The organism is Puniceicoccales bacterium, from assembly GCA_031255005.1.
GTDB lineage: Bacteria > Verrucomicrobiota > Verrucomicrobiia > Opitutales > LL51 > JAIRTH01.
In genome coordinates this window covers 16,773-29,907 of record JAIRTH010000001.1, presented here as the reverse complement: position 1 = coordinate 29,907, position 13,135 = coordinate 16,773, and the positions used below count along the sequence as shown (strand labels likewise).

The window sequence follows — 13,135 nt, the reverse complement described above, 5'->3', positions numbered from 1 at the left end:
TATGTCAGAACGTGTTGATTTCGGGCGACTTAAAGAGGTAATAGCTCCGCCAAATTTCATAGAAATTCAGGTAAATTCTTTTGACGAATTTCTTCAAAAAAATGTGCCCATTAGCAATCGCATGGATGTTGGGCTAGAAAGCGTCCTTCGCGAATTTTTTCCCATAGGAAGCTATGATGGGCGTTGCAGCCTTGAATATGTTTCCTATAGAATTTGTGAACCGCGGCATCATGAAGATTACTGCGTGCGTGAGGGCATTACCTATTCGACCTCTCTGTATGTGACACTTAGATTACGAGAAGGTAACGAAATAAAAGAAGAGGAGATATATTTTGGAGAATTACCAATAATGGGAGAACGTGGTTCTTTTGTGATAAATGGTGCTGAGCGCGTCGTTGTCAGTCAACTACATAGATCTCCAGGCATATGCTACGAAGGAACTCGACATACCAGTGGAAAAATTTTGTACTCCTTCCGAGTAATTCCAGATCGCGGCACTTGGATAGAAGTTCAATTCGACCAAAGCGATTTACTGTATGTTTATTTGGATCGCCGAAGACGTCGAAGGAAGTTCTTGGTTACCACACTGTTACGTGCATTTGGTCATGGATCTGACATAGAAATACTCAAATTATTTTATAATTTAGAAGAAAAACCATTAGAATTTTTTGATCAATGCGACAACATTTCGGATTACGTTCTGGTAGAAGATATTATCGACACAAAAGATGGAATTGTATTAGCCAGGGAACATGAACAGCTTTCGAAAACCATTATAGACACATTTAAAAATGCCGGCATTGCACATATCTCTGTGGTGGATGCGAGCTTAGATGACGGTATGATCGTGCGCAGTCTAAAGAAAGATACCACAAAAAATACAGACGAAGCGCTGAGAGAAATGTATCGAAAACTTCGACCCGGCGAACCAGCCACCACCACCAATGCCAAGGCAATGATGTTGCGGCTATTTGGAGATCGCAAACGCTATGATTTGGGTCGGGTTGGTAGAAAAAAATTGAACCAGAAGCTCAAGATGCGCAGGAATTTAGAGGACAGGCTTCTGGACGCCAATGACATTGTGGAAGCAACCAAAAGGCTATGTCGACTAAAAAAAGGAGAGCATTCCATCGACGACATAGACCACCTCGGCAATAGAAGAATTCGCAATGTGGGCGAGCTTCTCATGAATCAATGTAGAATAGGCTTATCAAGAATGGAACGTCTTGTAAAAGAACGAATTGCATTATTTGATAACAGTGTCGATGCCATTGTTCCGCAAAAATTAGTCAATCCAAAAATATTCATGAGCGTGATTCGCGACTTCTTCGCCCGCAGTCAGTTATCTCAATTTATGGATCAAATTAATCCACTGGCTGAGCTGGCTCACAAACGCAGATTATCTGCTTTAGGGCCAGGAGGATTGAGCCGTGACAGAGCTGGTCTTGACGTTCGGGATGTGCATACTTCTCACTACGGCAGAATTTGCCCCATAGAAACACCGGAAGGTCCAAACATTGGATTGATAAATTCGCTCAGTATCTATGCCAAAATCAATGAGTTTGGTTTCATCGAAACGCCCTATCGCGTGGTCAAAAAAGGCAAGGTTACAGACGAAGTGATGTACATGGATGCCTCCGAAGAGGAAGATGCAGTCATCGCCCAGGCAAATTCTGAAGTGGATGGAAATGGATATCTTGTGGGCAAAGTACAAGTCAGAAAGGGAGATGCATTTCTGGAAGTGGATCCTCGAGAGGTAAATTTCATGGATGTTTCGCCAAAACAGGTTCTATCGGTCGCCGCCGGATTAATCCCTTTTATCGAACACGACGATCCAGCCCGAGCGTTGATGGGCTCGAACATGCAACGTCAAGGAGTGCCATTAATCGCTCCGGAAGCGCCTTTCGTCGGTACCGGCATAGAAAAAAGAGTGGCAGTCGATTCGAAAAATGTGGTAATTGCAAAATTTGACGGAATCGTAACCTCGGTCGATTCATCTCGCATAATAGTCACCAAAGATGGTAAGCTTCCCAAAAGAATTGACTCTAAGGCTATAGCGAACAAGGACTTATCGGTATATAATTTGCGAAAATTTGTACGATCCAATGCCGCCACCTGCTTTAATCAAAGACCAGAGGTCCAAAGGGGTCAAAGCGTCTGTGCCGGAGATGTTTTAGCCGACGGCGCAGCCACTGACAATGGCGAACTCGCACTGGGTCGAAATGTCTTGGTAGCATTCATGCCCTGGAACGGTTACAACTTCCAGGATGCTATTATATTGAGCGACAGGCTGATAAAAGACGATGTGTTCACATCTATTCACATAGAGGAATTCGAAGTGGTGGCCCGAGACACAAAACTTGGTGCCGAAGAAATAACGAAAGATATTCCCAATGTCAGCGAAGAGGCATTGAAAAATCTTGGCAGAGACGGTGTAATAAAAATTGGTGCAGAAGTAAAACCTGGAGATATACTTGTGGGTAAAATAACTCCCAAAAGTGAAACCGATTTGATCCCCGAAGAAAAATTACTCCGAGCGATTTTCGGCGAAAAAGCCGACGATGTCCGAGATTCGTCGCTTACTGTACCACCGGGATGTTCTGGCATAGTCATGGATGTGAAGGTATCCGGACACATTGATCGAGAAAAAGAAGATATTTCGACGGCTGATTTGCGACGTAGAACAAAGAAAGTCAATGAGGAATTTCGTAGTCAATCCGACAAATTGAAGGATGATCTGACCGAAGCGCTATCCAGTATTTTGCTCGGCGAAAAAATTCCGCTTGATGTCATAAATGGTTTAAATGGCGAAATAATTATACCAGCAAATAGAAAAATAACCAAAACTCTGCTTCGCAAATTAGCTTCCTGTTTCGACTCGGTGGAAATCGCCGCTTCGCCGGTTAAAAACCGAATCATGGAAATAGTTGAAAATTACAAAGGTAGATTCGAAGAACTTGAGCAAGAAAGGGTTAAAAAAATAGAATCCATCGAATCCGGTGACATAGATGACAGCGGCATTATAAAGAATGTGAAGGTCTACATAGCCACTAAACGAAAGATTCAGGTGGGCGATAAAATGGCTGGGCGTCACGGAAATAAAGGTGTTGTTTCCAACATTGTGCGGCAAGAAGATATGCCATTTTTGCCCGATGGCACACCGGTGGATATCATCCTAAATCCGCTGGGCGTCCCAAGCCGAATGAATGTCGGTCAGGTCTTAGAAACTCATCTCGGTTGGGCTTGCCAAAAGCTCGGCCTAAAAGCAGCAACTCCCATATTTGATGGAATGCCGGAATTGAAAATTCGAGAGTTTCTTAAAAAAGCAGATCTCCCCGAAACCGGTAAATCCCGTCTTTTCGACGGACTAACCGGTGAAATCTTCGATCAAGACGTGGTGGTAGGATACATATATATGATGAAATTGAACCACCTCGTGTCCAACAAGATACATGCCAGAGCCGTGGGACCATACAGTCTGATAACCCAACAACCGCTTGGCGGCAAAGCCCAATATGGCGGTCAGAGATTTGGTGAAATGGAAGTCTGGGCACTGGAAGCCTACGGTGCAGCCTATACATTGCAAGAACTTTTAACGGTCAAATCCGATGATGTCCAAGGTAGGACCAAAACCTATGAGTCACTGGTTAAAGGTGATAATTCACTGCAAGCCGGTATGCCTCAGTCATTTAATGTACTTATGAAGGAAATTCAAAGTCTATGCCTGGATGTAAGACTCGAAAACGAAGACAGTTTTGTTGATTAATATATATTATAATTCATAATGAGCAATCAAGAGGTAAGAGAGTTTTTAGGGTTCGAAGGTGACGATAACTTCGATAGTGTTGCCATTTCTATCGCTTCGCCGGATGCCATTCGTTCCTGGTCACGCGGTGAGGTAAAAAACCCTGAGACAATAAATTACAGAACATTCAAACCAGAACCTGGCGGTTTGTTTTGCCAAAGAATATTCGGCCCAACTCGTGATTACGAATGTGCCTGCGGTAAATATAAAAGAATAAAATATAAAGGCACCATCTGCGATCGCTGCGGCGTGGAAGTAACTGTTTCCAGGACAAGGCGCGAACGAATGGGGCACGTGGAGCTGGCAATTCCGGTCGCTCACATATGGTTTTTGAAAAGTCTACCCAGTAGACTTAGCCTATTTCTAGACATGACGGTTCGAGAACTGGAAAAGGTCATATATTATGAAAGCTACATGGTCATCGATCCCGGCACAACACCGCTAAAAAAGAAACAACTCATAAGTGAACAGGAATACAACGAGTTATGTTCCGAATATAGTGACGATGCATTCACTGCAAAGATGGGTGCCATCGCCCTGAGAGAAATTTTATCGGTGATGGATCTGGACGATATGATTTGTAACATCCAGGAGGACATGTACAACACGAACTCTAAGCAATTGAAAAAAAAGCTAGCCAAGCGACTAAAACTCATATCTGGATTTTCAAAATCCGGCTCTCGACCAGAGTGGATGATTCTGGAAGCTCTACCCATATTGCCACCGGATCTCAGGCCATTGGTTCCCTTGGATGGCGGTCGATTTGCCACCAGCGATCTTAACGATCTGTATCGACGCGTGATTAATAGAAATAACCGGCTGAAGAGCTTACTGCAATTGAAAACACCGGACGTGATTGTACATAATGAAATGCGCATGCTCCAAGAAGCCGTGGATGCCCTTTTTGACAATGGCCGGCATGGTAAAGCAGTTCTTGGATCAGGCAATCGTCCACTTAAGTCATTGAGTGACATGCTTAAAGGGAAACAAGGTCGATTTAGGCAAAACCTACTTGGAAAACGTGTTGATTACAGCGGACGTTCGGTCATTGTCATCGGCCCAGAATTAAAACTGCATCAATGTGGTCTACCGAAGAAAATGGCACTTGTATTATTTGAACCATTTATAATCAGGCGGTTAAAGGACTTTGGATTTGTTCATACTGTACGAAGCGCGAGGAAAATGATAGAGAAACAATCGCCAGAGGTATGGGATATTTTGGAAGAAGTAACCCGAGGTCATCCCATATTATTGAATCGAGCCCCTACTTTGCATCGATTGTCGATCCAGGCATTTGAACCAATACTGATTGAAGGCGAAGCAATTAGGTTACACCCATTGGTATGCATTCCATTCAATGCTGATTTTGACGGAGATCAAATGGCGGTGCATGTGCCTCTATCCATAGAAGCCGTCATGGAATGTAAGTTGCTCATGATGGCCACAAATAACATGTTTTCACCATCCAGCGGCAAGCCCATATTGACGCCGTCCCAAGATATAATACTGGGCGTATATTATCTTACCTATGAACCTAAAAAAACTGAAAAATCTAAGAGAATTCCACTGTTTAGTTGCTATGAGGAAGTCCTTATGGCTAAGGCAGATGGCTATCTGACCGTCCACGATTGGGTACATATTCCAAATCCGGATTACGATCGCGCCACCAGGCATGGCGATCCAAAGAAAAAGATAATCGAAACCACCGTAGGCAGGGTAATATTTAATAGCATTTTTCCGAAAAGCCTTGGATTTGCCAACGAATCCGTGGGAAAAGGATTGCTAGGTGATTTAATAGCAGCGACTTACAAAGTGGCAGGCCAGAAAGAAGCCATAGCCATGTTAGATCGATTAAAAAATCTAGGATTTTCCAGCGCGATGCAAGCCGGCCTATCCATCGGCGTTACGGATATGATAATTCCGAATAATAAGACATCGGACATCTCGAAGGCTAGAGAAAAGGTCGCAGAGGTTGATAATCAGTTCAAAAAAGGCATAATAACTTCCGGGGAAAGGTATAATAAAATTGTGGACATTTGGACCAATACCACCGATGAAATTTCCAATAATGTCTTCAAAAGTCTACAAAAAAATGATGGCAGAGATTTTATAAACCCTGTCTACTTGATGATGGACTCCGGAGCAAGAGGTAATAGGCAGCAGGTCAGGCAGTTATGCGGCATGCGCGGATTGATGGCCAAACCATCCGGCGAAATAATTGAACAGCCAATTCTTTCTTCATTTAGAGAAGGACTTTCGGTGTTGGAATATTTTATCTCGACCCATGGCGCGCGTAAAGGCTTAGCAGATGTGGCATTGAAAACCGCCGACGCAGGCTATTTGACTCGTAAATTATGCGACGTTTCGATGGATTGCATAGTGAGTTGCTATGACGATGAAGTGCGCAATGGCGTATGGAAACAGGCGATCATGGACGGTGAAAATGAAGTGGTTAGCCTGAAAGAGCGTATAGTTGGACGATGTGCGGCCGACGATATTCATAATCCATTCAAACCAGATGAGGTGATAATTTATGCAGCTGGCTTGATCACTACAGACATCGCGAAAAAAATTGATGATTGTGGTATAGAAAGGGTTAAAATTTTGTCGCCGCTCACCAGTATGCGAAGAAATGGTATTTCTGCACTTTCCTATGGCATCGATCCGGCTACGAATAGCATGGTGGAATGCGGCTCGGCGGTGGGCATAATTGCAGCTCAATCCATAGGCGAGCCTGGCACCCAGCTTACGATGCGTACATTCCATATCGGAGGCGTTGCTAGTCAGATGCTTAAAACTCCAGAACTGCGAGCTTGTGAAGATGGCATAATAAAATACATAGACACTCGACTTGTGAAAACTGCCGACGGTGCGAATATTGTTCTAAATAAATCTGGCTATCTGGCCCTGTATACGAAGGACGGTAATGAAATCGATAGATATAGTCTGGTGCACGGCGCCGTTTTGACTGCGGACAATGAGGCCGCTGTGGAAAAGGGTCAATTGCTGGCCATATGGGACCCACATAATGTGCCAATTATGTCTGAATGTTCTGGACGAATTCGATTTCGCGATATGATTCAAGGAGTTACAATACGTAGAGACATAGACGAAGCCAGTGATAAAATCACAACGATTGTCGTTGAACACAAAGAAGATCTGAATCCTATCATAGATATTTTGGAAGAATCCGATGGTGATGAGTCCAAAGTAGTTGCATCCTATGCAATTCCGACCGGTGCTCAGGTCATTGTGGATGATGAAAATATGATTTCAGCTGGTGCCTTGCTTGCCAAGACTCCAAGATCTGCTTCAAAAACGCATGATATCACAGGTGGATTACCCCGTGTGGCAGAACTATTTGAAGCGCGAAGACCCAAAGAAGCTGCTGAAATGGCAAAAATTGATGGTGTTGTATCATTTGGCGGCACTGTTAGAAATAAAAAGAGGATTTGGATCACTGATTCTGAAACTGGCCGAAGGGAAGAACATTTAATCCCTCATAGCACACAAATTGTTGTCCATGAAGGAGATTTTGTCAGTAGAGGCCAACATTTAACCGATGGATCTGCCGACCCTCATGAAGTTTTAGAGATTCTCGGTGTTTCCAGCGTCCAGGAATATCTCATCGCTGAAATTCAAAAAGTCTATAGGTTACAAGGCGTTACAATCAATGACAAGCATATTGAACTCATTGTTGCAAGGATGTTGCGAAAGGTTCGGGTCACAGATCCTGGCGATTCAGATTTCTTCTGGGGCGAACAGATTGATAAAGATGAGTTTATGGAACGGAATAATGAGATAATTGAAGCCGGAGGCAAACCAGCTGAAGCAGATCCGGTGTTGTTAGGAGTGACAAAGGCTTCGTTGGAAACAGAAAGCTTCATATCGGCAGCCTCATTTCAGGAAACCACGAGGGTTTTGACCGATGCAGCCACCATGTGCAAGGTCGATGAATTGAAAGGATTTAAAGAAAATGTTATAATGGGCCATTTGATACCAGCTGGTACCGGATTGCCGAAATATAGAAAGCTGAAAATAATATACTTAGATGATAAAAAACAGGAAGTTAAAGGCAATAATTTCGTTCCAGAAGTTATTGAAAATTTAACCGCAACTCATGTGTGATATATATAAATTGTGTAATTTTATAAATAAATGCTTGCATTCACACAGTTTTTTAATTCTACCTCTACTCGGATTCGTTTAATAACAATAATAAATTAGTGTTTCGATGCCTACAATTAATCAGTTAATAAATAACCCAAGGGTTAGTAGTTTAGTAAAATCAAAAGCTCCGGCGCTGAGGAGTAATCCGTTTCGGCGTGGTGTTTGTATACAGGTTATGACGCGCACACCAAAAAAACCAAATTCGGCCATTCGTAAGGTTACTAAGGTTCGATTAACTAACAAAATGGAGATAGTTGCCTATATTCCTGATGAAGGACATAGTTTGCAAGAGCATAGCGTCGTTCTAGTTCGCGGAGGAAGGGTAAAAGATCTACCTGGAGTTAGGTATCACGTGGTTCGTGGAGCACTTGATTGTACGGGAGTTGAAAAACGTCGTCGCAGCAGATCCAAATATGGAGTCAAAAGACCAAAGGCTAATAAAAAGTAATCAACGGAGATGCGGAGGTAGGTATGTCAAGGCGCAGAAGAGCAGAGAAGCGAGAAATAGCGAAGGATCCTAGGTTTAATAGCCAATTGGTAGGTCAGTTGGTTAATATAGTAATGGAGCGTGGCAAGAAATCTCTTGCCTGCTCCATAGTATACGGGGCAATAGAGTATGCCAGTGAACAACTTAGCAAAGGTGATCCCATAGAATTACTGATGGGAGCCATTGAAAATGCTAGGCCAAAGCTTGAGGTAAAGAGTCGTCGAATAGGCGGCGCCACCTATCAAGTTCCCATGGAAGTACCTTATGTGCGGCAGCAAAGTCTTGTATTTAGATGGATGGTCAAAATGGCGAATGGCAGAAAAGGCCAATGCATGCGCAACGCTCTTGGCCAGGAAATAGTTGATGCCTATAATAATATCGGCGCGGTGGTCAAAAAAAAGACAGAAATGCACAAAATGGCTCAAGCAAATCGGGCTTTTGCGCATCTAGTCTGGTAAATTTGTATATTTTCATTATGGCCATTAAAAAGATTTCGTCAATAAATCCTTCAGATCGTAAAAAGATTTCGTCGGTAAACTCTCCAGATCGTAGCACGCCGCTGGAATATACTAGAAATATTGGCATAGCCGCTCATATAGATGCCGGAAAAACCACCACCACCGAAAGGATATTATATTACACCGGGGTGGTCCATAAAATGGGAGAAGTTCACGATGGTACCGCGGTTACCGATTGGATGGAACAAGAAAGAGAACGAGGAATAACCATAACTTCCGCTGCCATAAGTTGTTCATGGAAAACAAATGAAGGTAATTTTTCTGGAATAAAGCATCAAATAAATATTATCGATACACCTGGTCACGTAGATTTTACGGCCGAAGTGGAAAGGTCGTTGCGGGTACTAGATGGAGCTGTGGCTGTATTTTGTGCCGTGGCCGGCGTTCAACCACAATCGGAAACCGTTTGGAGGCAAATGGATAAGTATAATGTCCCAAGAATAGCGTTCATAAATAAAATGGATCGTACCGGCGCAGATTTTCTCGGTGCTGTTGAAGATATAAGAACCAAACTTGGTGGCAATGCCCATCCGCTATATTTGAATTTTGGTCAAGAAGAAAATTTTCGTGGCCTCATCGATTTGGTAAAAATGAAGGCCTATGTATACGATGAATCCGATGAGCTTGGGACTAAGTATGATACGATTGAAATACCGGCCGAATATCTAAATGAAGCAAAAAAACATAGAGAGGCATTAATCGAAGCCATAGCTGATTACGATGACACAATTGCAGAAAAATACTTAGAAGGCAAAGAGTTATCAATCGATGAAATACGCATTGCCATAAGAAAAGCTACTCTATCGATGGATTTTATAGGAGTTATACCGGGCAGTTCATTTAAGAAAAAAGGGGTTCAGTTTTTGCTCGATGCCGTGGTGGAATATTTGCCATCTCCATTGGATTTGCCACCAATGAAGGCATTTAATGATGATGGTTCTGAAATTGGAATTGCTCCCGATGATAGCGCAAATCCAGCGGTATTGGCTTTCAAATTGATGTCGGATCCCTACGTGGGAAAGCTTATTTTTTGTAGAGTATATGCCGGTCAGCTTAAAAAAGGAGATAGTGTTTACAATCCGCGCACTGGCAAAACCGAAAGGGTCAGCAGGTTAATGATCATGAAAGCTGATTCTCGCGAAGATATAAGTGTGGCCTATTCTGGCGATATTTGCGCTCTCATAGGCATCAAGGGCATTGTCACCGGCGACACTTTGTGTACACGGGATGCGGAAGTAATTTTAGAACCGCCCACATTTCCCGAGCCAGTGATAAGTATGTCCATCGAACCGAAGGCAAAAGATGATAGGGAAAAATTGTCCACAGCACTGCAAAATTTAGCTGAGGAAGATCCAACGTTTAAGGTTTCTACAAATACCGAAACAGGGCAGATGATAATAGCCGGCATGGGTGAGTTACATCTCGAAATAATATGCGACAGATTGTTTCGGGAATTTGGCGTCAATGTGACCTCTGGTCGACCGCAAATTGCCTATAAAGAAACCATTTCAGCAGAAGCCACCGGCGAAGGTAAATTTATAAGACAGTCCGGCGGGCGCGGTCAATATGGCCATGCAATTGTTAAGATTGAACCTACTTCTCGAGGCGAAGGCATTGAAATTATCAATGAAATAGTTGGTGGTGCTATTCCAAAGGAATATATAAAGCCGACTCAGGATGGCATAATTGAAGGATCGAAGAATGGTGTGGTGGCTGGATACCAAGTGATAGATTTTAAGGTAAGAATAATTGATGGAAGTTTTCATGAAGTTGATTCTTCGGAAATGGCGTTTAGGATGGCCGGCATTTTTGCCTTTAAAGAGGCGATGAAAAAGGCATCACCCATATTGCTTGAACCAATAATGAAGGTCGAAATATCTACACCAGATGAATATCAAGGAGATATAATGGGTGATATAAATAGGCGTCGTGGGCAAATTCAAAGTATGGAAACGAGGGGGGCTTTTGCTAGTGTGATCGCTTTTGTTCCCCTTGAAACCATGTTCGGATATGCGACAGATATTCGTTCATTAACCAAAGGGCGTGCAAGTTATTCCATGACACCGTCGCATTTTGAGCAAGTTCCTGCGAATTCGCTCCAGCAAATAGTTGAAAATTCCATACGTGCCGTCGCACGTGCTTAGGGTAGTTTTATGGCTCATAGAATTAGGATAAAATTGAAAAGTTTTGATTATAGATTGGTTGATTTGTCATCGGCAGAAATTGTTGACACTGCTAAACGTTCCGGTGCAAGGGTGGTGGGCCCCGTTCCATTACCTACGCGAAAAGAACGCTTTACGGTTAATAGATCTCCCCATAAAGACAAAAAATCAATGGATCAATATGAATTATGTACGCATGATAGGATGATCGAGATTCATGAACCGACAAGCAATACTATAGATTCGTTAAAAAAATTGAATTTACCTGCAGGGGTTGAGATAAGTATTAAAGCATAATATGGGATTTTTAAAATTTTTTATTTTCTTGACAATTGATCATTCGTTAAAAGAAGTGCAATAACCTAGCGTAAATTGTCGCTTACCTCTTAGAAAAATGAAGGATAAAACATTAATTTTAGGTAGAAAGATCGGAATGACCCAGGTATTCATCGAATCTGGGAAGCTTATTCCTGTAACGGTTATTCAGGCCGGACCATGTTATGTAAGTCAGATAAAAACCGAGATAAGGGATGGATATTCTGCCATTCAGATAGCTTTTGAGCAAAAAAAACAATCGAATATCACAAAACCATTGCTCGGACATTTTTCTAAAAATAATTTAAGCGTCGGTAGTGTTATTTGTGAATTCAGAACGAATGGCGATTCGGCTTATCAAATTGGAGATATCATAGATATGTCAATTTTTTCCAAAGGTGAAAAAGTTGATGTGATAGGAACATCAAAAGGCCGTGGATTTCAAGGAGTTATGAAGCGATATGGTTTTTCTGGTGGACCAGCGTCGCATGGTTCGATGTTTCATAGACGAGGTGGATCCTATGGACAACGGCAATGGCCTGGACATGTATATAAAGGCCGAAAGATGCCCGGTCATGCCGGTTGCGATAGGATAACGATTCAAAATCTCGAAATCGTTGATTTAAAACAGGATCGTGGTATTATTTTAGTGAAAGGTGGCGTCCCCGGTGCCAATGATTGTTTAGTTGCCATACGCAAGTCACAAAAAGCGAAATGTGGCAAAAAAGATTGAGAGGATTGCTGATATGAAATTAAGGATTTATAATTCTTCAGGAGAGTTGTCTAACGAAAAGGAAATAGCTGAGTTGACGGCATTTGATGGTGATCGTGGCATCAATGCTGTGAAATTTGTTCTGGATGTTTTTCTTTCTAATAAAAGGCAGGGCAATGCTTCAACCAAGACACATTCAACCGTAAGTGGCAGTGGCAAAAAACCTTATAGACAGAAAGGCACCGGCAACGCTAGGCATGGGTCGATTAGAAGTCCTCTATGGAGCGGCGGTGGTATTGTTTTTGGGCCACATCCGCGCAGTTATTACAAAAAAATAAACAAAAAAGTGAAAAGATTGGCTCTGGGTCGCACCATATACGATGGAGTATTATCATCAGAACTGTCTGCCATAGAGGCATTTCCGCAAATAAATGCAAAATCTAGAGCACTGATAGAATTTATAAACAAAATTTATCCACCAAATGATGATAAAATTCTCGTCATAGATACAGAATTTTCTAAGGAATTTATTTTAGCTTCACGAAATTGCACCAGAATATATAGGATGACTGCAGCTTATGTAAACGCCTTGGATTTAGTACGTTATGATCACTATTTAGTTTCAGAGGCAGCTTTTGAGGTTTTAATAAACAGAGCAGGAATATAAATAATTATGATTTTTATTGACAAAATTTTGACTCGTATCTACTGTACAGAAAAGTTTACAGGTCTATCATCTATGTTAAATCAATATGCATTTGAGGTTCATCGAGGCGCAAACAAGATGTCTATTAAGCATGCCATTGAAAAAGCCTTTGGGGTGGATGTTGTTAGCATCAATACGATTATTAGGCGTGGAAAATTGAAAAGAGATAGATCGCGACGCGGGTGCTATGGCAGAACGAGTTGCAAAAAGCTTGCGATAGTCGGCATTAAAAAAGAACAGAAAATAGAGGTTGTTTGATT

Annotated in this window: 9 protein-coding genes; all 9 read left to right on the top strand. The window is 42.2% G+C overall.

Annotated elements, in window-relative coordinates; translation table 11 throughout:
- The first annotated feature begins 1 nt into the window (after window position 1).
- The 9 genes from rpoB to rplW all read left to right on the top strand — a co-directional run bounded on the left by rpoB (window position 2) and on the right by rplW (window position 13,133).
- Window positions 2-3,766, top strand: a complete 3,765-nt coding sequence (rpoB, locus tag LBH49_00180) for a DNA-directed RNA polymerase subunit beta (GenBank protein ID MDR0351063.1) — start codon at window positions 2-4, stop codon at window positions 3,764-3,766.
- Between the two features lie 18 nt (window positions 3,767-3,784).
- A complete protein-coding gene (gene rpoC, locus LBH49_00175; GenBank protein MDR0351062.1) occupies window positions 3,785-7,933 on the top strand; it encodes a DNA-directed RNA polymerase subunit beta' in 4,149 nt (1,382 codons plus the stop codon).
- A gap of 106 nt (window positions 7,934-8,039) precedes the next feature.
- Window positions 8,040-8,423 (top strand): 30S ribosomal protein S12, encoded by a 384-nt coding sequence (gene rpsL / locus LBH49_00170; GenBank protein ID MDR0351061.1) that lies wholly within the window; start codon window positions 8,040-8,042, stop codon window positions 8,421-8,423.
- A gap of 23 nt (window positions 8,424-8,446) precedes the next feature.
- Window positions 8,447-8,920, top strand: coding sequence for a 30S ribosomal protein S7 (rpsG, locus tag LBH49_00165; protein MDR0351060.1), 474 nt, complete (start codon window positions 8,447-8,449; stop codon window positions 8,918-8,920).
- Between the two features lie 17 nt (window positions 8,921-8,937).
- Window positions 8,938-11,124 carry an elongation factor G gene (gene fusA / locus LBH49_00160; protein MDR0351059.1) on the top strand — a complete coding sequence of 729 codons (2,187 nt, stop codon included), beginning with the start codon at window positions 8,938-8,940 and terminating at the stop codon, window positions 11,122-11,124.
- A gap of 9 nt (window positions 11,125-11,133) precedes the next feature.
- On the top strand, window positions 11,134-11,439 hold the full coding sequence (rpsJ, locus tag LBH49_00155) for a 30S ribosomal protein S10 (protein ID MDR0351058.1): 306 nt from the start codon (window positions 11,134-11,136) through the stop codon (window positions 11,437-11,439).
- Between the two features lie 97 nt (window positions 11,440-11,536).
- Complete coding sequence (rplC, locus tag LBH49_00150) at window positions 11,537-12,190, top strand: 50S ribosomal protein L3 (GenBank protein MDR0351057.1); 654 nt, start codon at window positions 11,537-11,539, stop codon at window positions 12,188-12,190.
- On the top strand, window positions 12,174-12,836 hold the full coding sequence (rplD, locus tag LBH49_00145) for a 50S ribosomal protein L4 (protein MDR0351056.1): 663 nt from the start codon (window positions 12,174-12,176) through the stop codon (window positions 12,834-12,836). The genes rplC and rplD overlap by 17 nt, the downstream gene beginning before the upstream one ends.
- A 6-nt stretch (window positions 12,837-12,842) precedes the next feature.
- Window positions 12,843-13,133, top strand: coding sequence for a 50S ribosomal protein L23 (gene rplW / locus LBH49_00140; protein MDR0351055.1), 291 nt, complete (start codon window positions 12,843-12,845; stop codon window positions 13,131-13,133).
- The last annotated feature ends 2 nt before the right edge of the window (window positions 13,134-13,135 follow it).

What these genes read in the sequence shown, in the direction of transcription:
- rpsG (MDR0351060.1), top strand. Translation starts at nt 8,447, where the DNA reads ATGTCAAGGCGCAGAAGAGCAGAGAAGCGAGAAATAGCGAAGGATCCT.
- rpsL (MDR0351061.1), top strand. Translation starts at nt 8,040, where the DNA reads ATGCCTACAATTAATCAGTTAATAAATAACCCAAGGGTTAGTAGTTTA.
- rpsJ (MDR0351058.1), top strand. Translation starts at nt 11,134, where the DNA reads ATGGCTCATAGAATTAGGATAAAATTGAAAAGTTTTGATTATAGATTG.
- rpoB (MDR0351063.1), top strand. Translation starts at nt 2, where the DNA reads ATGTCAGAACGTGTTGATTTCGGGCGACTTAAAGAGGTAATAGCTCCG.
- rpoC (MDR0351062.1), top strand. Translation starts at nt 3,785, where the DNA reads ATGAGCAATCAAGAGGTAAGAGAGTTTTTAGGGTTCGAAGGTGACGAT.
- rplW (MDR0351055.1), top strand. Translation starts at nt 12,843, where the DNA reads ATGATTTTTATTGACAAAATTTTGACTCGTATCTACTGTACAGAAAAG.
- rplC (MDR0351057.1), top strand. Translation starts at nt 11,537, where the DNA reads ATGAAGGATAAAACATTAATTTTAGGTAGAAAGATCGGAATGACCCAG.
- fusA (MDR0351059.1), top strand. Translation starts at nt 8,938, where the DNA reads ATGGCCATTAAAAAGATTTCGTCAATAAATCCTTCAGATCGTAAAAAG.